We start from the raw sequence: 21,908 nt of genomic DNA, 5'->3' as shown, positions 1-21,908 counted from the left end.
CTCTGTCATTGACATCACCGAGCCTGCAGCACCCACTCGATCGCCCCTGCCTCTTCTTGCCCGGACTGTACTCCAAGATCGTCCTTATACTCCACATTCTCGCGATAACCCCCATTATCAGCACTACGACTGCTATTTTGCCATCGCTGGTCGTTATCGGATCGCATCGTTGTTCACAGCACTCCCTTGGTGCCGCGGCCCACCGTCCGGCACCTTCCGCGAGAAGGAGCACCTCCATGACCCACACCACCACCAAGCGCACCCTGTACCGCCTCAAGGGCGTAGCCCCCACCGCAGAGGCGATGTGCGACGCACTCGACATGGCCCAGCTGATTTCGATCAGTGCCGATCTCGAAATCCTGACCGACGAGCTCGGCGTGCCCGCGATCATGATCGACGGCGTGTTCGCCAAGGCCGAGGCGAGCTGGTACGCCGACCTCCGGCGCACCAGCCGCCGCCAGGTCTCCCGCCCCAGCATCAATCCCGCGTCGCTGCTCATGTTCGCCCTGGACGACGAGGTGTACGCCATCGGCTACGGACTCGGCCACCACCTCATCGCCGACCGCCTGAAGGACAAGCGTTTCGGGCTGCTCTTCGCCATCCGGCAGGTCAACCCCGCCGAGGTCAACGACCTGGTCCGGCAGACGCCCGGCAGCGGGAAGACCGACATCACCTTGGTTCCCGGCGGGGCGCCCGTGCGGACCTTCGGGATCGAGGAGCACGCGCAGATCGTCCGTACGATCGGCGGCCGTCTCGGCGGTGTGAAGCTCACCATCTCTTCGCGAAGTCGAGCGCGTGTTTCCAGCGCTCACGGTGGGGTTGGACTCCGGCTGCACCTCGGAGTCGAGGGCCCGGACCTTCTTTCTGACGTTCGGGAGATCTCCCGGGTCTGCCGCGAGGAACGCCCGCATCCGGACCTGGAGTTCGTCGAGTACATCATCGAGATCACCGATGTGAAGCTCATCGCCCGGCTGGAGGCGGTCCTCGACGACCTCCTGGGCCAGCCCAACGAGGGCCGGGTGGCGGGAGCCGTGCCGAAGGGCCATTGGGACCACTATCTGGCCGCTCGAGCCTTCCAGACCCGGATCAACAGCCGGCAGGGGAAGGTGAGCGACACCTTTGACCTCCCCTACCTTCTCGAGCGGGTACGCGTACAGCGCGCTGGCAGCAGGGTGGAGTCGCTGCGCGAGGGCAAGATCGTTCTCTACGAGGACAGCCGTGCCCGTAGCGACGAAGTGGTCTGGTGCTCCAGCGCCCTGCGGTGGGTGGAGGCTGATGTGGCGCTGGGTGACCGGCGGTTTTTCTTGCTGGATGAGGACTGGTACGAGATCGGTCCGGCTTACCTCGCCACGGTCCGCGACCAGGTGAAGAAGCTGATCATCTCCCCGGCCACGGACGACCTGCCCGCATGGGACCTCGCCCACGATGAGCACCGCTTCTGCGAGGACATCGAGAACTCGGGTCGCGGCTACCTCTGCATGGACAAGAAGCTCGTGAAGACCCGTCTGCATCGGGGCAACGGTGTGGAGATCTGCGACGTGCTCTACCCCGACGGAACGCTGATGATGGCCAAGCGCGCCCACCGGGCCGGCGCGCTCAGCCACCTGCTCAAGCAGGTGCTCGTAGCGGTCCAGGCTCTTCAGCATGACCCTGAGGCCGTGACCGGGTTCCGGGAGAAAGTGGCTCAGGCCCCGGGCGGCTGGAACCTGCCCGAAGGCTTTCAGCCCAAGAAGGTCGTGCTGGCGATCCTCCTGAAGGACGGCACTGAGCTCACCGCCGACACGCTTTTTCCCTTCGCGCAGGTAGCCCTCCTGCACACCGCTACTGTCCTCCGGGCTTGGGGGGTCACGATCGAAGTCGTCGGTGTCCGTGGCCGTCCATGCACCTGCGGCACGCAGAGCCTGTGAGGCCCGGCTCCCGTTCGCGCGACAATCTCCAAACGGCGTGCTGTGCTTTTGCCACGGACACCTCTCTAGCTTGGGTCGCGCCCCACCTGGCGCTACGTGTGTTCTTCCTCCACGGCTTGGGGAAGCAGCGGGAGGCGGAGCCAGCACCGTCCTGACCGCCGCGCGCATGCTCGTCGGGGCCAACTCCGTCGCCACGCGCGCCACCCCCGACGGCTTCTACGTCGCCGCCGAGGGCGCCTGCGGCGTGCCGCTCGCCTTCGCCCAGGGCTGACCCGCCCCTCTGGTCATGCCCATGGCCCGGTCAGTGACGGACGAATGCCGTATGTGGTCTCGATCGCCTAGCCTGGCTTCGTGGATGATGTCCTGGCGGGCCAGGGTTGCGCTTGGGTGTTCGAGGCGGATGCGCTGCGGATAAGGCCCGAAGGCGCCAAGGTCCCCAAGCTCGTTTCCGAGCTCGGCGAACGCGTCATCCCCCATGCGGCGATCGCCGAGGTGACGGTGGCGGCCGGTAAGAGGGGCACCGTGGTGCTGCGCGTGGTGCCGAGGCGGGGTGCCGATCCGGTCATGAGCGCGGCGGCCGGGCAGCTCAAGGAGGCGGCCGATCCCTACCGGCTCGTGCTGCCCGCCGGGCGGGAGACGCTCGCCGACTACTACGCGGATGAGTTGCGGGCGGCCATCGGGGAGTCCGGGCCGGTGACGCGGTTCATGGTGGAGGCGCCTTCGGTGCCCCGTTCGTTCAAGGGGTGGGACGGGGCGGCGACGTTCGACGGTGAGGCCATCACGTTCACGTGGTTCTGGTCGGGGGCGTCGACCGCCAAATACTCCGCGGGTGACCAGCGGTTCTCGGTCTCGGATCTGGAGAGCGTCGAGTGGCACGCGCCGGAGGGGGCGAGCGGCTGTCTTCGGTTGAGGGTTCGCGGGGGGCGGCCGGATCCCGATCCGAACAAGGATCCGGCCTCTGTCGTCTTCGGGCTCGGGTGGGGGGCGACGCACAAGTCCCTTCCCTTCGCGGCCGCCGTCCTCGCGTCGATCCCGGCCCCGGCGGTCCCGGAGGTGCGCCGGGCTCCGTCGGGTGCTGAGGTGGCCGAGCTGATCGCCAAGCTGGGCGACCTGCGGGACGCCGGGCTGCTCTCCGAGGAGGAGTTCCAGGCGAAGAAGGCTGAGCTGTTGTCCCGCATGTGAGTCCGAGTGCGGCCCGGCCCGCACGTGAGTCCGGGTGCGGCCCGGCCCCCATGTGAGCCCGGGTGGGGACGCGCGGGGGCGGGCGACGGGTCAGAGGGTGGTCAGGTGGATGGTTGAGCCGCCGTGGCCGAGCTTCAGCGACACCTGTCCCGCTGGGGCGTCGGAGTCGATCTCCGGGTAGTCGTCGCTGGACACCGTGACGCTGATGCTGTGCCCGGCCGCGACACGATAGTGCGTGGGCCAGGTGCGGATGTCCAGGTCGTACGTCTTGCCGGGGCGTACCGGGACCGCGCGCTCGTGGCCGGAGCGGTGGCTCGCCTTCAGCCAGCCCTGGGTCATGCGGGTGGACGTGCCGTCGGGGGCGACGTCCTGCACCACGACCGCGAGGTTGCCGCCGGCCGCCGTGAACGAGGCCCGTACCTTGGCCTGGACCTCCCCCGCGAGGACCAGGTCGCGCTGGAGCGGCCCGGTCGCGAACGACAGCCGCTGACCCGGCCCGCCCGCGACCGGCTCGGTGTTGACCTCGAAGGTGCGGGTGGCGGGCCTGCCGGGGTCGGAGGCGAGGGTTCCGTCGGCTCCGAGGCCGAGCCGCACCGGCCGCGTTCCCGCCGGCGGCCAGCTGTCGAACTGCCGCCAGCCCGTGCCGGGCACCTCGTACGAGGTCACCCTGGCGGCGGGCAGCGGGGTGCCGGGGCGGCGGGCCAGCCAGCGGTCCCACCAGGCGAGATAAGCGCCGTTGCCGATGTCGGCGGGCTGCCCGGCCGGCCAGCCGTGCACCCAGGGGCCGGACACCAGCCAGACGTTGCGCCCGCGCGCCTGGAGGTTCTCCACCATGCCCTGGCGGTAGCGGTCGTACCAGCCGGCGATCTCCAGGACGGGGACGTCGAGGTTCTTCCAGCGGGACTTGACGCTGCGTTCGCGCCAGAAGTCGTCGTAGAGGGGGTGCTGGGCGTACGTGACGAGGGTGTCGGGGGCTACGGAGCGCTGCCAGTCGCGGATCCTGGCCGAGTAGATGCCGCCCCGGTAGATGGTGTTCTCGTACCAGTCGCTGATGCCGTCCACGGGGATGATGGCGGCCAGGTGGGGTGGCTTGTTGACGGCGACGAGCAGGGACGAGTGCCCTCCGTAGCTGACGCCCGTCTGCCCGATCCGGCCCGTCGACCAGGGCTGGGCGGCCAGCCACTCGATGAGGTCGTAGTTGTCGCGCTGCTCCTGGCCGCTGAAGGGGTCGAGGTAACCGGGCGAGTCGCCTGAGCCCCGGACGTTGCACACGGCCGCGACGTAGCCCCGGGTGACGAAGTACGCGGCGGCCTGGCCCTGGGGGCCGAGCTGGTTGTAGGCGTTGTAGTCGTAGACGATGCCGGGGAAGCGGCCGGGGGCGGGGGTGCCGTCGGCGGTGGCGGGACGGTGCAGGTCGCAGGCCAGGTGGCTGCCGTCGCGCAGGGGTACGGTGACGCGTTCCCGGTGGACGCCGTACTCGGCGGGGCGGTCGTAGGCGAAGAACGGGTCGGGAGGGAGGGACGGGGCGGCGGCGGTCACGGGCTCCGGGGACGGTTCGGCTGCTGCAGGGAGGGTGGGGGCGCAGGTCAGGCCCAGGGCGGCGGCGGACATTGCGGCCATGATCTTGAGGGGTTTCATCTTCGGTCCTCTGAGGCGGCGGGCGAGAGGGCTGAGGCGGGGTCGGAGGCGGGGGTTGGGACAAGGGCCGGGGCAAGGGATGCGGGGCGGTGGAGGGGAGGCTGGGGGGAAGAGCGAGGGGTGGGTTAGAGGGGGTGGGAGGACGGAGGGGGGCCGAGGGGGGTGCCGCCGGGGCCGGTGGTGAAGGTGAGCCAGGGCTGTGGCGGCCGGAGGCGGCCCGTGGCCGGGTCCGTCTGGCCGACTCCGGGACGGGAGTAGTCGCACACGCCCGCAGGGAAGGCCGAGCGCAGCCGCGCCCACTGCTCCCCCGTGAACGCGACGCCGTCGTAGTCCCCCCGTCGCAGCGGCTTGAGGCGGCATTTCAGCAGGTCGCTGGTCGGCCCCTCGCCGGCCGCGACCCGGGTGTCGGCCTTGTGCGGGTACGCCTGGTCGCAGGCGGCCTGGTCGGTGACCTTGGCGCCGGAGATCCAGCAGGCGTCCACGGCCTCGGCGGGCCGGTGGCGTACGACCTTGGCGGGCAGCGGGATCGGCCGGCGGTCGGCCTCGACGGCGGCGAGCCAGCGGTCCATGACGTCCAGGGGCGAGCCGTCGCTGCCGTTCGTCCAGAGCACCTGGTTGCGGTGGTGGCCGTTGGCCCGGTCGAGCCGGTTGCGGAGCACGAGGCTGCGCCAGGGGTAGTGGTAGTCGTTGTTGTCGGTGCCGCGGACCACGAGGATCGGCACCTGGACCAGCCCCCGGCCGAAGACGACGCGTCCCGTGCTGTGCGCGATCTCGACGGCCGCGGCGTCGGCCTCGCTCCGCGACGGGGTCCAGGTCATGTCGATGTCGAACCCGCCGACCCGCTGGTTGAGGTCGACGAACTGCTCGGCGCTGATGCGGCCGTCGCGCAGCGCGGTCAGGCCGTACTGGACGCCGACGTTGTCCCACGGCCGCCGGGCGCACGGCACCCCGGCGCACCCCTGCGGACGGGTGCCGTAAATGGAGATCATGAAGTCCTGGAGGGTGCAGCGGACGCCGCCGGGGTTACGTGCCGGGTCGTAGCTCGCCTCGCCCGCGCAGGACGTGCCGTCGTCGGGCTTCATGTAGTCGGGGGCGCGGCCCGCGGAGGTGGCGCAGACTCCGGTACCGCCGTGCCCGAAGACGGCGGTCCTGTCGTCGGGGTCGCTCCACAGCGGCGAGGCGTCCATGGCGCGGACCAGCGCGGCGCAGTCGCCGAACTCGCGGTAGGCCCCGACGATCTGGTCCGGCCAGTCCTGGGTCGGCAGGAGGCCGTCCAGCAGGCCCGGGTAGGCGTCGGCGACGAGGTACTGCTGGAGCGCCCCGCCCGAGCCGCCGCGGCCGATGGTGTAGCGGATCTCGCCGTACGTCTCGACGACGTGCTCCTTGACCATCATGACGGTCTCGGCGGAGGTGACGTCGTTGCTGTGCAGGGAGTTGTCGGTCATCGTGGACGACGCCACCGCGAACCCCTTGGCGGCCGCCTCCTGCGCCTCTGGCATGCTCAGCCCGCGGGAGACGCCCTGCCGGTACTGCTGGCCCGTGCCCGCCCCGAACACCCACACCAGCTTGTGGTTCCAGTTCGCCGGCACGAGCACGTCGTAGATCCCGCGGTTGACGGTGCCGCGTTCGAGGGTGGCCTTGACGCCGTTGCCGAGGGTGATCTCGTTGCGGACCGGGGCGGCGTCGCACCGGTCGTTCAGCGCGGGGCCGAGGCCGTTCTCGACCGTCTGGCACTGCCACGGCCGCACCTGCGGGCCCGAGAACACCGGGCCGCCCGGCGGGTGGTCGGTGATGGTCAGCCGCTCGGCCCGTCCTCGCGGCGGCCGGACGGTCAGGACGTTCGCGCCGGGCGAGAGGCCGTCGACCAGCCCGGTCAGGGTGCCGTCCGGCCCGGGCGCGAAGCGGGAGGTGACGTCGGCGCCGTTGAGCTCGACCCGTACCCGTGCGGAGCCGGTGACCCTGATCAGCGCGTCACCTCCCGAGACCAGGTCGGCCCGGTTCGAGAGCACGTGGATGTCGAGATCCGGCTGGGGCGGGGACAGCGGCAGCGCCACCAGCGCCGGTATGAGGGCAAGCTCGCGCCAGGTCATGTCACTCTCCGGGGGTCAGAGGGAGAACGCGCCCGTGAGCAGCGCGACCACGGTCATCACGAGCGTGGTGGCGAAGGCCCACTTGAAGATGAAGCGCTGGTGCTCGCCCAGTTGCACGCCGCTCATCCCGACCAGGATGAACGTGGACGCGGTGAGCGGGCTCAGCGGGAACCCGGTGGTCATCTGGCCGAGGATGGCCGCCCTGGCCACCTCGGCCGGAGCGCCGCCGAAGCCGCTGACGGTCTCGGCGAGCACGGGCAGGACGCCGAAGTAGTAGGCGTCGGGGGTGAAGACCAGGCTGAGCGGCATGCCGGTGAGGGCCACCAGCACGGGCAGGTGCCCGCCGAGGGAGTCGGGGATGACGCTCACGAACGCCGACGCCATGCTGCTGATCATCTTGGTGCCGGTGAGGACGCCGGTGAACACGCCGGCCGCGAAGATCATCGTGGTGACCAGGACGACGCTCTTGCCGTGCTTCTCCAGGAGCTCCTGCTGGCGTTCCCAGGTCGGGTGGTTGACCAGCAGCGCGATCGCGAACCCGACCACGAACAGCACCGGCAGCGGCATCACCTGCAGCACGAGCCCGACCAGCAGGGCGACCGTGAGGACCAGGTTGAAGGCGGTCAGAGCCGGGTGGACGGGCGCCCGCTGGGTGCCGGGGCCCTCGCCGACCAGCCGCTCTTCAGGCATCTCGGGGGTGGAGATCGTGCCGAGGCGGCGGCGCTCCTTGAGCCCGATCAGGTACGACGCCACCAGCACCCACGCGATGCCCGCCGCCATCGCGGGCAGGACCGGCGTGAACACCTGGGAGCTGTCGAGCTTCAGCGCCGCCATCGCGCGGGCGGTGGGCCCGCCCCAGGGGATGAGGTTCATGACTCCGGCGCCCAGGCAGACGACGCCCGACAGGACGAGCGGGCTCATGCCGAGCCGCCGGTAGACCGGCAGCAGCGCCGAGACCGTGATGAGAAACGTCGAGGCGCCGTCTCCGTCGAGGGCCACGCACATGGTCAGTACGGCGGTGCCGACGGCGATGCGGAGCGGATCGCCCTTGGCCACGCGCAGGATGCCGCGGATGAGCGGATCGAAGAGACCGGCGTCGATCATCAGGCTGAAGTACAGGACCGCGAACGCGATCATGATGCCGGTCGGCGCGACCTTGGTCAGCCCGTCGAGGACCATCTTCCCCAGCTCGCCGCCGAAACCCCCGGCCAGCGCCGCCAGGACCGGGATCAGCACCAGCGCGATCAGGACCGACACGCGCTTGGTCATGGTGAGCAGCAGGAACAGAACGATCGTGGTGAATCCCAGGGCCGCTAGCATCGGTGTTCGCCTTCTTCCTCGCCCGGCTCGCGGGGGGTGACGTGCCGGAGTGTTACGGAAGAGTTTCCGAGCGAGGAAATCTCAGGTCCAGCATCAAAGCAACATTTATCCATGCGTTCTGCGCAAAAGTTCGGGTCTATGCTCGCGCCATGGAGGCGAACCTGCGGCTGCTGGCCGCGTACGCCGCCGTGGCCAGAGCGGCGAGCTTCACGGCGGCGGCGGCCGAGATGCACGTGTCGCAGTCGTCGCTCAGCCGCGCGGTGGCCGAGCTGGAACGGCTGCTCGGCGCGCAGTTGCTGGAGCGCGACACCCGCAACGTGCAGCTGACGGCGGCCGGGGTGGAGACGCTGCGGGTCGCCGAGCAGATCGTGTCCGCGCACCGGTCGGGCATGAAGGAGCTCGAGCGCTACCTGCTCGGCGAGTCGGGCGTGGTGGCCGTGGCCACGCTGCCGTCGGTCGCCGCGGTACTGCTGCCCCGGGTGATCTCCGAGTTCCGGCTGCGGCGGCCGATGGCCGGGTTGCGGATCATGGACGGCCTGGAGCAGGTGGTGCTCGGCCGGGTGCTCTCGGGGGACGCCGACTTCGCGATCTCCACCGTCGGCGCCGCCCCCGAGCAGCTCGAACACCGCCCGCTGATCAAGGACCGCTTCCACGCCGTGCTGCCCGAGGACCACCCGCTCACCGAGCTCCCGGAGATCACCTGGGAGGAGCTGGCCCGGGAGCCGTTCCTCGCGATCGGGCCGGAGTCGAGCGTGCGGCGGCTCACGGACGCGGCGTTCGCGCAGGCCGGGGCGGCCCCGACGCTGGCGGCCGAGGCGGGGAGCGTGGCGACGGTGGGCGGGCTGGTGACGGCCGGGCTGGGGGTCTCGGCGATGCCCGCGCTGGTGCTGCCGCTGATGGGGGCGGGGCGGCTGGTCTACCGTCCGCTCGCCGAACCCGTCGTGGACCGCCGGCTGGACGTCGTGGTCAGGGCCCGCCGCACGCTGCCGGTGGCGACGAGCGCGTTCCTGGACCTGCTGGACGGGTTCCGCCGCGAGCTGCGGGACCTGCCCGCGGGCGTCTCCTGGAACCGCGACTGAGGCCACCCCGGGATTCATGCCCAAAGCGCATTGAATGATGGGGTTCTTGTGCTGGACACGCATTTCACCGCCTCGGCAGGATGAAACGGATCGGGAGGCGAAGGAGCGCGGGTGACAGGCACGGGTCAGGAAACGGGCGGAAGCGGCCAGGGGCAGCTGCGCGGGCTGAAGGTGGTGGAGTTCGCGCACGTGGTGGCCGGGCCGATGGCCGGCTCCATGCTCGCCGACCAGGGTGCGGACGTGGTGCACGTGGAGGCCCCCGGCGCCGGCGACGCCGCCCGCGCGATGGGCCCGGTACGGGACGGCGTGCCCCTGTGGTTCAAGGTCGCCGGTCGCAACAAACGTTCGGTCACCCTCGACCTGCACCACGCCGCCGGACGCGAGATCGCCCACCGGCTGGTCGCCTGGGCGGACGTCGTGATCGTCACCCTGCGGGCCGGGCGGCTGCGCGACTGGGAGCTGGACTGGGAGGCCGTGCACCGGCTCAACCCGAAGGCGATCCTGCTCCAGATCTCCGGGTTCGGGGCGACCTCCTCGCGGGCGAACGAGCCGGGCTTCGGCAAGATGGGCGAGGCCAGGAGCGGGGTGGTGCACCTGACCGGGTTCCCCGAGGGGCCGCCCGTGCACACGGGGTTCTCGCACGGGGACGCGGTCACCGGGCTGATGGGCGCGTACGCCGTGCTCGCCGCCCTCCACCGCCGCGCGGGCGACCCCGGCTTCGACGGCGAGTGGATCGACCTGGCCCTCTTCGAGCCCCTCTACCGGCTGATCGAGTGGCAGATCATCGCCTACGACCAGCTCGGCGTCGTACCCGAACGGGCGGGCAACCAGCTCGCCGTCGCGCCCGCCGCGGTGATCAACACCTACCGCTCGGGCGACGGCGAGTGGATCACCGTGACGTCCGCGACCCTCCGCTCGGTACGCAACGTGGCCCGCCTGCTCGGCCTGCCCGACGAGGACTTCGCCACGTCCGCGCAGCAGCACGAGGGCCGGGAGACCCTGGACAAGGGCCTGCGGGAGTGGGTGGCCGCGCGGACCACGGACGAGTGCCTGGCGGAGTTCGCCCGGGCGGAGGTGGTGGCCTCGCGGGTGTTCACCGCCGCCGACATCGCCGCCGACCCGGTCTACGCCGAGCGCGGCGACATCATCACCGTCGACGACGCCGACCTCGGCCCCGTGCGCATGCAGGGCGTGATCCCCCACTTCCACCGGCGGCCAGGGAAGGTCTGGCGCACCGGCCCCGCGCTCGGGCAGGACAACCACCTCGTCTACCACGAGTGGCTGGGGCTCGCCGAGGAGGAGCTGGCGGAGCTGGAGCAGCACGGTGTCATCTGAGCGTCCCCTGCTCCGTTCCCTGCTCTTCGTCCCGGGCACCAGGACGGAGTGGCTGGCCAAGGCGGAGGCGGCCGGGGCCGACGCGGTCATCCTCGACCTCGAGGACGCGGTCCCCGCCGACGGCAAGTCGCAGGCCCGCCGCGCGGTGGCCGCGGCGGTGGCCGGCTACGCGGGGCACCTGGCCCTGTTCGTCCGCGTCAACCCGGTGGACGGCTGGGCGGGGGCCGAGGAGCTGCGGGCCGTCGCGCACGAGCGGCTCACCGGGGTCGTGCTGCCCAAGGTGAGCGGCCCGGAGGACGTGCGCCTCGCCGACCGGCTGCTCACCTGGTGCGAACGCGAGCGCGGCCTGCCTCGGGGGCACATCGCCCTGGTGCCGCTGCTGGAGACGGCCTCCGCGCTGCGGGCGGCGTACGACGTCGCCATGGCGGCCCCGTCCCGGATCGCCTACCTCGGCGCCGTCACCGCGCCGGGCGGGGACGTCGCCCGCGCCGTCGGCTACCGCTGGACCCCGGAGAGCACGCTCGGCCTGCGCTCCCGCGTGCTCCTCGACGTGCGCGCCGCCGGGATCCCCAACCCCGTCGCGGGCCTGTGGACGAGCATCGGCGACCTGGACGGGCTGCGCTCCTTCGCCGAGCAGAACCGCTCGCTCGGCTACGAGGGCATGATGGCCATCCACCCCTCCCACGTCCCCGTCATCAACGCGGCCTTCTCCCCCTCCCCCGACGAGCTGGCCCGCTACGCCCGGCTGATCGCGACGGTGGAGGCGGCCCAGGCCGGCGGGTCGGGCGCGGTGACGTTCGAGGGCGAGATGGTGGACGAGGCCATGGCCGCCACGGCACGGGCCGTCCTCGACCGGTACGGCCCATAAACCGGTTGCGGGCGCCGCGAGACTGAACGGCATGGAACGAACGCTGATCAGCTCCATCGCCCACCGTGACCATCCGATCGCCGCTCCCATCACGCCCGGCAACCTCGACCGCCTGCTGCTCCGGGCCGCGCTGCCGGAGGGGGCCCGCGTCCTCGACCTGGGATGCGGCGAGGGCGAATGGTCGCTCCGCGCGCTCGAACTCGTCCCCACGGCCACGGCCGACGGCGTGGACCTCTCCGCGGAGGCCGTGTCCTCGGCGAGCCGGGCGGCGGCCGCGCGTGGCCTGTCCGACCGGCTGAGGCTGCACGAGATGTCCGCGGCCGAGTTCTCCTCGGAGCAGCCGTACGACCTGGTGCTCTGCGTGGGCTCGACCCACGCGTTCCAGGGGTTGAAGGGCACGATGGACGCGGTCGCCAGGTTCGTCCGGCCGGGCGGGCTGGCGCTGATCGGGGAGGGCTTCTGGGAGCGGACCCCTGCTCCCGAGGTCGTGGAAGCCATCGGCGCGTACCCCGGCCTGGCGGGCACGGTGGCCGCCGCCGAGTCCGAGGGCTGGCTGGCCGTCTACGGCCACGTGAGCACCCTCGCCGAGTGGGACGAGTACGAATGGTCGTGGACCGGCACCCTGGCCCGATGGGCCGCCGCCAACCCGGGCCCCGACGGCGACCAGGCCCTCGCCGTCGCGCGGGAGCACCGCGAGCTGTGGCTCAACGGCTACCGGGAGGCGCTCGGCTTCGTCACCCTCCTGCTCCAGCGGGTATGAGAGAGCGGCCGGGCCCCTCGCCGAGAGGCCCGGCCATCAGGGACTAGCCGTTGATCAGGGCCACCGCCAGGTCGGGGTCGAACTGCCCGGCCGGCTTGGTGGAGGCGTTGCACACGCCGTCGGAGTCACCGGGCACCTTGACCCAGAAGATGTACTCGGCGCCGCTCAACTGCCTGACCGGCGAGGCGCCGAGCTTGCGCCCGGGCGGGTTGCACCAGTTGTCCTCGGGCGTGCTGTCCGAGTAGGGGCCGTTGCCGTTGCGGCTGGTGTCGATCACGTACTTCTTGGCGCCCACGGTGCCCGACAGCTGACCATTGACCCCGACGGCGTACGTCTCGGAGTCGGTGGTCCAGAAGTAGTTCGACACGTTCACGGAGAAGCCGCGGGTGTTGGCGATGCCCGACTTGACCAGCAGCGGCGCGATGACGTCGGGCGCGAGCCAGGTGGCGTTGGCCGCGTCCAGGTAGACCCACGCGTTGGGGGCCTGGGCCTTCAGCACCTGCGTGGCGTCCAGCAGCATCGCGTACTGGTCCTCGGGGTTCTTGCCGATCTTGGTCACGCACCCGGCGGCGGCGACCGCGTCGGGCTCCAGCACGACGATCGCGTGCCTGGTGCCGATGGCCTTGGCGAACTCGGTGATCCACGCGTGATAGCCGGCCGCGTCGCCCGCGCCGCCGCCCGACTGGTCGGCGCACGCGTCCCGGTTGGGGATGTTGTACGCGACCAGCATCGGCAGCTTGTCCTGGGCCTGCGCCGCGCCGACGTAGGTGTCCACGGCCTGGGTGATGTCGCTGAACCAGCCGCCGAACCACTCGAAGATCGGCTTGTTGGCGATGTTCGCGGAGATGGCCGCGGTCTGGCTCGCGTTCGGATTGGCCGTGACCCACTTGGCCGGGTTGGACTGGTTCCACACGAACAGGGAGGTCGGGCGCGTCGTCTGCGTCTCCATCAGCGACACGTTGTCGAACCGGATCACGGGCGTCCCGCCGGACCCGCCGAGCTGGAACGTCACCTCTGCCGCCGTGTCCGTGCCGGTCGCGGCCGTGAACGGGATGCTGTAGCGCTTGCTCGACGTGGTGAGCTGCACCCCCGTGGCCAGCGACTGGTTGGTGCTGGGCGTGGCCTTGTACTGCACCGTGGCGGTGGCCTTGAAGGCGACGGTGGAGTAGGCGTCGAAGGAGAGGGTGTAGCTCTTGCCCGGGTTCAGGGCGGCGGTGGTGGGGGCGGCCACCATGGCGTCCCAGGGGTTGGCGACGACGGCCTTCACGTCCACCCGCAGCCGCTGGGCGTCGAGCGCGACCGTCGTCTGGCCGATCGCGGCCCAGGGGGCGGTGGAGCTGTCGAAGGTGCCGTTCCCGATGAGCTGGGCGGCGGCTGAGGCGGGCTGGGGGACGACGAGAACTGCTGTCAGGACGGCGGCTAAAGCCGCGGTCTTGCCTGCGATGAATCGCACGTGTGCACCTTTCGGCGGGAGTCGCGGTTGATCATTACCGACCCCGTCTGACAAGGTCAAGAGGCGAAGTATGAACGTACGCACCGGCACCGGCGGTGACGGAGCGTACGTGCCACGGCTCCGCTATGATCGGCCGCATGGTTCCTGGCACCTTGTTTCTCTGATCCGCGTCCGTAAGCGGACATCGCAGCGCCTCGGGCGACCCGTCGGCACGGGTCCGGCCGAGCGCTCTGTTCCGCGTTCTTCGACGCGTTGACCGCCGGCTTCCGGCATCCACCGAGAAACGAGTGCATTTCCATGACTTCCCGTTCCCTGTCAGGGCACACGACTGTCCTCAACACCCTCGACCCGGCCGACCCCGTCCTCGACGACCTCGAGCCGCTGCGCGGCGTGGTCGGTGACGCCCAGGTCGTGGCCGTCGGCGAGGGCGCCCATTTCGTCCGCGAGTTCAACCTCGCCCGTGCGCGGCTGCTGCGCTTCCTCCTCGAACGCTGCGGGTTCACCGACGTGGCGTTCGAGCTCGGATCCGCGGACGCCGCCGCCGTCAACGCCTGGCTCGCCGGCGAGGGCGACGAGGCCGGCCTCCTCCGGCTTGCCGGGCCCCTGACCCGCGGTGTGTTCGGAGAGCTGCTGCTCTGGCTGCGCCACTACAACCGGAGCAGGTCCCAGCCTGTCCGGATCGTGGGGATCGACCTGCCCAACACCCTCACCCTGCGGCCGGACCTCGACCCGGTCGCCGAATACCTGCGGCTGGTCGACCCGGACCTCGACGACTTCGTGGCCGGCGTCCTGCGCGCGGCCGACGAGATCACCGGCGGCTCGGCCGCCGTGTCCGCGCCCGCGTGGGGCGCTCTCGACCCGGCGTTCCGGGACTCCCTCACGGCGAGCCTGTCCCGGCTGTCGCTGCGGCTGCGGGCGCTCGAACCGCTCTACGTCTCCCGCGCCGGCCGGCACCGTTACGACACGGCCCGCCGCCACCTGGATGCCGCCTGCCACACCGACTACATGCTCCGGGCGATGAACGACCTGTTCTCCGGCGCGGGCCTGCCGGGCGACACGTCGGCTCGCGACCACTACATGGCCGCGGCCGTACGGTGGCATCTGGACAGGGCCGGCAACGGCGCGCGAGTCGTGCTGGTGGCCCACAACAACCACATACAGAAGACCCCCGTCACCTTCGGCGGCCACCTGGCCGGCCTGCCGATGGGCCACTACCTGGCACGCGACCTCGGCCCGCGCTACCGCGCCGTGGCGCTGACCCACACCGCCGGCCAGGTGCCGGAGATGATCGTCCCCGCCGAGGGCTCCCCTGTCGGGTTCACGCTCGACGTCGTCAGCCTCGACGCCCCGGCTCCCGGGAGCGTGGAAGGGGCCCTCGTCGACGCCGGGCTCGGCGGGGCCGTCACCCTGACCGACCTGCGTACGGGGCCGCCGCTGGACCGCATCCGGTCGCAGAGCGCGACCGTGGACACGCCGCTGCGCCAGGCCTTCGACGCGGTCGTGTGCACTCCCACCGCGACGGCGGACTTGTTTGGAGCATCTTCATGAACATCACCAACGCCGTCGTCACCGGCGCCGCCGGCGGGATCGGCAGGGCGCTGGCCGCCCGGCTCCGCTCGGACGGGGCACGGGTCGTGCTCGCCGACGTCGACGAGACGGCGCTCGGCGAAGCCGCGGCCGAGCTGGGGGCCGAGGCCGTCCGGACCGACGTCTCCGACGTCGCGCAGATGGAGGCGCTGGCCGCCGCCGCCCCGGACGTCGATCTGGTCTGCCTGAACGCGGGCATCGTCGGCCGGGACCTGGGCGCGCCGTGGGAGGTGAGCCCGCAGGACTGGGACCGGGTGTTCGCGGTGAACGTGGGTGGCGTGGTCAACGGACTGCGCGCGTTCGTCCCGCGGCTGCTCGCGTCCGGCCGGCCGGCGCACATCCTGATCACGGCTTCGCTGGCGGGGCTCGTCACGTTCCCGGCCGGTGGCGCGTACGCGGCCTCCAAGCACGCCGTCGTCGCCCTCGCCGAACAGGCGGCGCTGTCGCTGGCCGGCACGCCGATCGGCGTGACGATGCTGTGCCCGGCCCTGGTGCGCACCGGCATGTCGCCCGACGGCGAGGACCCCGCGGACATCGCCGACCAGGCCCTTGCGGCGGTGCGGGCGGGCGCCTTCACCGTGGTGCCGGACGGCTGGCCGGCCGCGATCACGCGGCGCGCCCACTGGCTGGCGACCGGAGCACCTCCGGAGATGCCGACCGCCGGGTGATTTTGACCTCCGAGTCCAGAAACTGTTAGCGTCGTAGCCATGGGGAGGCCGAAGCAGTTCGATCCGGACGCGGCCGTCGGGCACGCCATGGACGTGTTCTGGCGCAAGGGCTACGCGGCCACCACGCCGCAGGACCTGGTGGACGCGCTCGGCATCGGCAAGGGCAGCCTCTACAACACGTTCGGCAGCAAGCACGCGCTGTTCGAGGCGGCGTTGAGCCGCTACCGCGACAGCCAGGCGGCGGCGCTGATCGAGATGCTGAAGGAGCCGGGCCCCGTCAAGGACAGGTTGCGCAGGACACTGCGCCTCCTGTCCGAGATGGACCTGGCCGACCCCGACCGGCGCGGCTGCATGGCCGTGAACACCGCGGCCGAGCTCGGCCAGTCGGACGAGAGCGCGGCGCAGCTCGTGCGGCGGATGTTCGACCGCACCGAGGACGCCTTCCGCGCGCTGGTCGAGGAGGGCCGCCGCACGGGCGAGATCGCCGCCGACCGGGACGCCCGGGCGGTCGGGAGCCTGCTGCTGAACACCGTCGTCGGCATGCGCCTGCTGGCGCGCGTCGCCGACGGCCCGGACCGCCTCGCCAGAGTGGTCAACGCGGTCGTCGACTCCCTCTGACCCCACCCCCTGCCGGGATTTGTCGCACCTTCATTCTGTACCTTGAGTTCAAGAAAATCGGAGAGATCATGAAGCTCGGACTCGACTCCAAGACCGCCGTCGTCACCGGCGCCAGCCGGGGCATCGGCCTGGCCACCGTGCGGACCCTGATCGACGAGGGGGTACGCGTGGTCGGCGCCGCCCGCACCATCACGCCCGAACTGGAGAAGTCGGGCGCCCTGGCGGTGCCGGCCGACCTGAGCACCCCCGGTGGGGTCTCCACCCTCGTCGACACCGCCCTCGCCGAACTCGGCGGCATCGACCTGCTGGTCAACAACGTGGGCGGCGGGGACGCCGTGGAGCCGGTCGGCTTCCTCGACACCGGCGACGCGGAGTGGGCCGCCATCTTCGACGTCAACCTGCTCAGCGCCGTCCGCGTCACCAGGGCCGCCCTGCCCAGCCTGATCGAGCGGCGCGGCGCAGTGGTGAACGTCTCGTCCATCAACTCCCGGCTCCCAGCCGCCGGCCCCGTCGCCTACAGCGCCGCCAAGGCCGCCCTGACCGCGCTCGGCAAGTCCCTCGCCGAGGAGTTCGGGCCGCGGGGCGTCCGGGTCAACACCGTCTCGCCCGGCGTCGTCCGTACCGCACTCTGGGACGACCCGGACGGCTTCGGCGGCAAGATGGCCGCCCTGGCGGGCGCGGACCATGCCGCGTTCCTGGAGGGGATCCCGGCGGCGTTCGGCATCACCACGGGCCGCATCACCGAGCCGCGGGAGGTGGCGGCGCTGATCGCGTTCCTGCTGTCGGACGTGGCGGGCAACATCACGGGCGCGGACCACGTCATCGACGGCGGCACCGTGAAGACCCTCTGACGCCCAGGGCCTCCTTGGGCGTCACAGTGTTGACCCGGCACTCACCCGGCGGGCTCCCGTTGCCGTAGGCCCGAACCGATGTGGGCCGTGGGTGGACCCGCGTCCCACGCGAGCCGTTGTCGTCTTGGGGCGCACCGCGTGCTGGACTGGCCTGCGATCGGCCCCACAAATAAGATGCCTCCTCCTGGGGACGGTCAGCCCGCTCTCAATATTGATGAGGTCGCCCAAGGAGACGGGCCGACGCCCACTGGGATCAGGGTGCCCGGTCACCGTAGCTCACCCTCCAAAAGGCCCATCAGGACCATGTCATGCCACGCGCCGTCCCGGCGGAAGGCTTCTCGTTCACGGCCCTCCACGACGAAGCCGACCTTTTCATAGACGCGGAGGGCGGCGGCGTTCTCCGCGACCACCGAGAGCCGAATTCTGTGGAGTCGCATCTCCGCGAAGCCGTATCGGCAGATCACTCTCACGGTGTCGGTGGCATAGCCGCGACCCCAATACTCCTTGTCCCCGATCCGAAGGTCGAGTTCGGCGGCGCCGGTCTCGGGTTCGGCATCGCGGAGCCGTACTGAGCCGATCAACCGCTTTTCGTTGAGCGACTCGACGGCGAAGAAGGCGCTGGCATAGGAGTTGCGGGGCAGTTCCTCGAAGCGCCTGGTGATCTGTGCGAGCGACTCGGGATAGCTGCCGAACATCCAGCGCCCGACCTCGGGGTCATTGTTCCAACGCCACATCGGCTCGGCGTCGGAGGGTTCAAGGGAGCGTAGCCGTATGAGATCGCCGGTCAGCAAGAGCCTCTCCATTCACAATGGATCATCTGGTCAACCGATCGACCCTTCCTCGATCTTCGACAGGAGCGGATCGATCGACTTGCGGCATGGCGCTCGCTCAGCGGAGTAGAGCGGACCGGGACACGCCTGCAAGATCGAGAGAGTACATGGCCATCGAGCAGGATTTCCGATGACCGACCGCCTGGACTCTTATGTCCGCGTACGTGGAACCTGGTGACGACCAACCCGGAGATCCTGATGGCCCCCACCCAGGCATACAGCCCTGCAGCCTCGGGCGGAGGAGCTCCGATTGGGGAATGCAAGGGAATCCGCCAATCGGGGCGTGGAGTGGTTGCCCCTGAGCCACGCCCTCTTCTCTAGAAGCGGTCTGTGGCAGCGGCGCCCAGGGAAGCGGAGGCCCGTATTTCTCCTGCGCGGACTTCAGGCAGGAGATGCCTCCGATGGATCTGTGATGTCTCAGCCAACTGACCTTGGCATAGTGACGCCACTGACGAACAAGCACGACAGTTCGTGATCACGAGGCCCGTCACGGGCTTCGAGGGCTGCTGATGACCCTTCCGAACAGCCGACGACGGGCCCCGCTTCCGGCTATCGCCCGGGGCGGGGCCTCGGCATACGCCACGCCTAGGTGTGCCAGAGCGAGGAGTGACATTCGCCTACCGGCGAAGACCGGAACCGCACTACTCCCTTGCCCACTCCGCACCGTAGCCATACGATCACGACACGGTACTCGTCTAGACGTATGAGGCCATCATGGGAAAGCACAAGGGCGAGGAGCCCAGCCTGAAGCCGTTCACTCCCCCAAAGGAGAAGAAGAAGAGCCAGGGCGACGGAGACGGCAGCGCGGGTAAACGCGGCAGCGGTGACGGGGACAAGAAGGACGGCAAGTGACCCTCGACTTGGGCGCCCGCATTGACGGCCTGATCGACGCCATCAGCGAGCGCCGCCGGGTCAGCGGCGCCATCGACAAGGCGCTGCGGGCCGTGCCCCGGCATCGGTTCGTGCCCCCCACCGGGGTCGTTCTCACCGGAGGCGGCCCCCGCCTCATCGACCGGCACGCCGACCCGGACACCTGGTGGGCCATGGTGTACGGACCGGACGCCATCGTGACTCAGCTCGATGCCGGCGCAACCGACATCCGCGAGGTGGACGGGCGCTACACCTCCTCCAACTCCGCCCCGGGGACCGTCGTCGATCTGCTCACCCTGCTCGATCCGGAGCCGGGCGATCGGGTGCTGGAGATCGGCACGGGGACGGGCTGGACCGCCGCGCTGCTGTCGCACCTGGTCGGGGAGCACGGCATCGTGACCTCCATCGAGGTCGACCAGGCCGTCGCCGAGCAAGCGGGAAAGACGCTGGCCGCGGCCGGCGTGCACCCGCGCCTGATCGTCGGTGACGGGGCGGACGGGTGGGCCGAGGGAGCGCCGTACGACCGGGTCCACGTCACCTGCGCCGTCCACACGGTGCCGTATGCATGGGTCGAGCAGACTCGGCCGGGCGGCGTGATCGTGGCGCCGTTCTCGCCAGGCTTCGACGTCGACCTCTCCGTGCGGCTCGTGGTCATGCCGGACGGGGTCGCCGCCGGCCGGTTCCCCGGCTGCACGTCGTACATGCTGATGCGCTCGCAGGACGGATCCCCTGTCTCCGACGACGACGGCAGCGGCCGACGGTCCACGACCCAGGTAGACCCGCGCACGATCGCGCACGCGCCGGCGGGGGCGGGGCTGGCCATGTCGGCTCTCACCGGCCTGCATATCCGCGAGGTCGATGAGGGGGACCGTTTCGTGCTGTACGTGGTCGACCCGGCCGACCCTTCCCACTGGGCGGCGGCGGTTCACGACCCGGACGGCGATCACCTCTCATACCAGCTCGGCGATCGGTCCCTGTGGGATGAGATCACCGACGCTTACGCACGGTGGGTGTCCTGGGGTGAGCCGGACCGGGAGCGGTTCGGCATGACCATCACGCGGGAGGGCCAACGGATCTGGCTGGACGCTCCGGAGCGTACGCTGGGCGGCGCCGGGGCCTGAGCAGGCGGAGAGCGGCCACCTCTGGCCAGGTGTCAGGACCTCAACCAGGGAGATCGTGCCCCGGGCGCACGCGCCGTTGTCGCGGAACCGCCGACGACCGCCAACCGGGTTCCGCAGGGCTTTCAACCGCGATCGCCCAACGAGGCTTGCCCGATCCAGTTGGCAGGCTGGGCAGAAGTCGGCCCACCGTCTCGTCGGTCAAGGGGTGGGCCACCAGTCGCCGAAGGCGCCCAGACAAGAACGTCTGAGCGCCTTCGGCACGAAGCGCCCCATTGCGAAGGCCTCGGGGCGGGTCCAGCAGGTTGAACCCGGACGGGCCGCGGTCCGCCTACACCGGGGTGTGCATGTGGCGGGTCAGGGCGTGTTCCACCAGGGTGATCAAGGTGGATTTCACCGACTCCCGCTGCCTGGCGTCCAGGCGCACGATCGGGATGTGGCCGCCGATCGACAGGGCCTCGCGGAGTTCGTCCTCCGCGTGCGCGAACTGCCCGTCCCAGCCGTTGATGCCGATCACGAACGGCAGCTTCGCCTCTTCGAAATAGTCGATCGCGGGGAAGCTGTCCGCCAGGCGGCGCGTGTCCACGAGGACGACCGCGCCGATCGCGCCGCGCACCAGGTCGTCCCACATGAACCAGAAGCGGTGCTGTCCGGGCGTGCCGAACAGGTAAAGGATCAAGTCGCGATCGAGCGAGACCCGGCCGAAGTCCATGGCCACGGTCGTGGTGGTCTTGTTCGGTGTGAGGGAGACGTCGTCCACGTGCGCGGAGGCGTCCGTCATGACCGCTTCGGTGGTGAGCGGCAGGATCTCCGATACCGCACCCACGAACGTCGTCTTCCCCACGCCGAAGCCCCCGGCCACGACGATCTTCGTCGAGGTTAGGCCGGGGCTAGAGCCTGCGAAGTCCACTGAGCACCCTTTCGAGCAAGTTGAGGTCCGGCTTTCCGGCGTCCAGCGCAGGCTGGTGCACGCGGATCAGGCCCTCGGACGCCATGTCGGCGATCAGCACCCGGACCACGCCAAGGGGCTGGCGTAAAAGGGCGGAGATCTCGGCAACCGACCGGACGTTCCGGGTCAGTTGAATAATCGCCTGATACTCCGGACTAAGTAGGGAAATGTCTTGGTATTCCGACGTCACGGAGGACACCAATGCCTCCATGGCGAACTTCATCCGCGGAGCGGTGCGCCCCCCGGTCACGGCATAGGGCCGTACCAGGGAGCTCTGCTTCTGCGGACGGGGAGCCGCCGGATGCGGCGGAGTGCTATCACCAGCCCAACCCTGACCTGACACCATGATCTCCTGTCACCGCCCCACTAGCGGGGGCGGGCCGCTTGCAGCTCGGCGCGTACGGCCGGCGTCAGCACCTGGCCCGCTCGCTCGACCAGCAGGGTCATCTGGTAAGCCACCAGGCCCATGTCACAGTCGGGAGCAGCCAGGACCGCCAAACAGGACCCATCACTGATGGACATGATCATCAAGAGCCCACGCTGCATCTCGATAACGGTCTGGGTCACCATACCGCCCTCGAAGACCCGCGCGGCGCCCTGGGTCAGGCTGATCACGCCGGACGCCACAGCGGCGAGCTGGTCGGCCCGATCCTTGGGAAAACCCTCGGAGAAGGCCAGCGGCAAACCGTCGGACGACACCACGACCGTGTGGGCGACGCCCGGCACGTTGTTCACGAAGTCCGTGATCAACCAACTGATGCCGCGCGCTCCCTGGCTCATTTCTC

The 21,908-nt window shown here is 70.5% G+C and carries 20 protein-coding genes; 12 read left to right on the top strand and 8 right to left on the bottom strand.

Annotated elements, in window-relative coordinates; translation table 11 throughout:
- Window positions 1-236: 236 nt before the first annotated feature.
- Window positions 237-1,907, top strand: a complete 1,671-nt coding sequence (locus tag AB0J87_RS06640) for a DUF6119 family protein (RefSeq protein WP_363962900.1) — start codon at window positions 237-239, stop codon at window positions 1,905-1,907.
- Between the two features lie 351 nt (window positions 1,908-2,258).
- A complete protein-coding gene (locus tag AB0J87_RS06635; RefSeq protein WP_363962899.1) occupies window positions 2,259-3,089 on the top strand; it encodes a DUF4429 domain-containing protein in 831 nt (276 codons plus the stop codon).
- Between the two features lie 90 nt (window positions 3,090-3,179).
- On the opposite strand, the gene AB0J87_RS06630 is transcribed toward AB0J87_RS06635, so the two are convergent.
- The 3 genes from AB0J87_RS06630 to AB0J87_RS06620 all read right to left on the bottom strand — a co-directional run bounded on the left by AB0J87_RS06630 (window position 3,180) and on the right by AB0J87_RS06620 (window position 8,137).
- Window positions 3,180-4,727: a CocE/NonD family hydrolase gene (locus AB0J87_RS06630; RefSeq protein ID WP_363962898.1), complete on the bottom strand. Its 1,548-nt coding sequence runs from the start codon at window positions 4,725-4,727 to the stop codon at window positions 3,180-3,182.
- 125 nt (window positions 4,728-4,852) lie between these two features.
- Complete coding sequence (locus AB0J87_RS06625) at window positions 4,853-6,817, bottom strand: DUF6351 family protein (RefSeq protein ID WP_363962897.1); 1,965 nt, start codon at window positions 6,815-6,817, stop codon at window positions 4,853-4,855.
- Window positions 6,818-6,832: 15 nt separating this feature from the next.
- The gene (locus AB0J87_RS06620; RefSeq protein WP_350730266.1) at window positions 6,833-8,137 is read right to left on the bottom strand and encodes a citrate:proton symporter; all 1,305 of its coding nucleotides are present in this window, start codon (window positions 8,135-8,137) and stop codon (window positions 6,833-6,835) included.
- Between the two features lie 149 nt (window positions 8,138-8,286).
- Here AB0J87_RS06620 and AB0J87_RS06615 point away from each other — a divergent pair, with 149 nt between their 5' ends.
- From AB0J87_RS06615 to AB0J87_RS06600, 4 genes are all read left to right on the top strand, one after another.
- A complete protein-coding gene (locus AB0J87_RS06615) occupies window positions 8,287-9,216 on the top strand; it encodes a LysR family transcriptional regulator (protein WP_350730264.1) in 930 nt (309 codons plus the stop codon).
- Between the two features lie 111 nt (window positions 9,217-9,327).
- The gene (locus AB0J87_RS06610; protein ID WP_363962896.1) at window positions 9,328-10,551 is read left to right on the top strand and encodes a CoA transferase; all 1,224 of its coding nucleotides are present in this window, start codon (window positions 9,328-9,330) and stop codon (window positions 10,549-10,551) included.
- Window positions 10,541-11,419, top strand: a complete 879-nt coding sequence (locus tag AB0J87_RS06605; protein WP_363962895.1) for a CoA ester lyase — start codon at window positions 10,541-10,543, stop codon at window positions 11,417-11,419. The genes AB0J87_RS06610 and AB0J87_RS06605 overlap by 11 nt, the downstream gene beginning before the upstream one ends.
- 31 nt (window positions 11,420-11,450) lie before the next feature.
- Window positions 11,451-12,179 carry a class I SAM-dependent methyltransferase gene (locus AB0J87_RS06600; RefSeq protein WP_363962894.1) on the top strand — a complete coding sequence of 243 codons (729 nt, stop codon included), beginning with the start codon at window positions 11,451-11,453 and terminating at the stop codon, window positions 12,177-12,179.
- Between the two features lie 43 nt (window positions 12,180-12,222).
- On the opposite strand, the gene AB0J87_RS06595 is transcribed toward AB0J87_RS06600, so the two are convergent.
- Window positions 12,223-13,632 carry a glycoside hydrolase family 6 protein gene (locus AB0J87_RS06595; RefSeq protein ID WP_363962893.1) on the bottom strand — a complete coding sequence of 470 codons (1,410 nt, stop codon included), beginning with the start codon at window positions 13,630-13,632 and terminating at the stop codon, window positions 12,223-12,225.
- 297 nt (window positions 13,633-13,929) lie between these two features.
- Here AB0J87_RS06595 and AB0J87_RS06590 point away from each other — a divergent pair, with 297 nt between their 5' ends.
- From AB0J87_RS06590 to AB0J87_RS06575, 4 genes are all read left to right on the top strand, one after another.
- On the top strand, window positions 13,930-15,180 hold the full coding sequence (locus AB0J87_RS06590; RefSeq protein WP_363962892.1) for an erythromycin esterase family protein: 1,251 nt from the start codon (window positions 13,930-13,932) through the stop codon (window positions 15,178-15,180).
- The gene (locus tag AB0J87_RS06585) at window positions 15,177-15,887 is read left to right on the top strand and encodes an SDR family NAD(P)-dependent oxidoreductase (RefSeq protein ID WP_363962891.1); all 711 of its coding nucleotides are present in this window, start codon (window positions 15,177-15,179) and stop codon (window positions 15,885-15,887) included. The genes AB0J87_RS06590 and AB0J87_RS06585 overlap by 4 nt, the downstream gene beginning before the upstream one ends.
- 39 nt (window positions 15,888-15,926) lie before the next feature.
- The gene (locus AB0J87_RS06580) at window positions 15,927-16,505 is read left to right on the top strand and encodes a TetR/AcrR family transcriptional regulator (RefSeq protein WP_363962890.1); all 579 of its coding nucleotides are present in this window, start codon (window positions 15,927-15,929) and stop codon (window positions 16,503-16,505) included.
- A gap of 68 nt (window positions 16,506-16,573) precedes the next feature.
- Window positions 16,574-17,356: an oxidoreductase gene (locus AB0J87_RS06575; protein ID WP_363962889.1), complete on the top strand. Its 783-nt coding sequence runs from the start codon at window positions 16,574-16,576 to the stop codon at window positions 17,354-17,356.
- 266 nt (window positions 17,357-17,622) lie between these two features.
- Here AB0J87_RS06575 and AB0J87_RS06570 read toward each other — a convergent pair whose 3' ends face one another.
- Complete coding sequence (locus AB0J87_RS06570; RefSeq protein ID WP_363962888.1) at window positions 17,623-18,147, bottom strand: GNAT family N-acetyltransferase; 525 nt, start codon at window positions 18,145-18,147, stop codon at window positions 17,623-17,625.
- A 753-nt stretch (window positions 18,148-18,900) separates the two neighbouring features.
- On the opposite strand from AB0J87_RS06570, the gene AB0J87_RS06565 reads away from it, so the two are divergent.
- Window positions 18,901-19,038, top strand: coding sequence for a hypothetical protein (locus tag AB0J87_RS06565; RefSeq protein WP_363962887.1), 138 nt, complete (start codon window positions 18,901-18,903; stop codon window positions 19,036-19,038).
- Window positions 19,035-20,177 (top strand): methyltransferase domain-containing protein, encoded by a 1,143-nt coding sequence (locus AB0J87_RS06560; RefSeq protein ID WP_363962886.1) that lies wholly within the window; start codon window positions 19,035-19,037, stop codon window positions 20,175-20,177. Before AB0J87_RS06565 ends, AB0J87_RS06560 begins: the two co-directional genes overlap by 4 nt.
- A gap of 328 nt (window positions 20,178-20,505) precedes the next feature.
- On the opposite strand, the gene AB0J87_RS06555 is transcribed toward AB0J87_RS06560, so the two are convergent.
- From AB0J87_RS06555 to AB0J87_RS06545, 3 genes are read right to left on the bottom strand one after another with little or no spacing between them, the layout of a single operon-like run.
- Window positions 20,506-21,084, bottom strand: a complete 579-nt coding sequence (locus tag AB0J87_RS06555) for an ATP/GTP-binding protein (protein WP_192790701.1) — start codon at window positions 21,082-21,084, stop codon at window positions 20,506-20,508.
- Entirely contained in the window at window positions 21,065-21,469 is a 405-nt protein-coding gene (locus AB0J87_RS06550) for a DUF742 domain-containing protein (RefSeq protein WP_225964010.1), read from the bottom strand. Before AB0J87_RS06550 ends, AB0J87_RS06555 begins: the two co-directional genes overlap by 20 nt.
- Before the next feature lie 20 nt (window positions 21,470-21,489).
- Complete coding sequence (locus AB0J87_RS06545; RefSeq protein ID WP_201760494.1) at window positions 21,490-21,903, bottom strand: roadblock/LC7 domain-containing protein; 414 nt, start codon at window positions 21,901-21,903, stop codon at window positions 21,490-21,492.
- Window positions 21,904-21,908 lie beyond the last annotated feature (5 nt).

The organism is Nonomuraea sp. NPDC049625 (assembly GCF_040675285.1).
In the GTDB taxonomy this organism is placed as follows: Bacteria; Actinomycetota; Actinomycetes; order Streptosporangiales; family Streptosporangiaceae; genus Nonomuraea; species Nonomuraea angiospora_A.
Note: the sequence above shows the minus strand (reverse complement) of the source record. Positions and strands in the feature narration are given on the sequence as shown.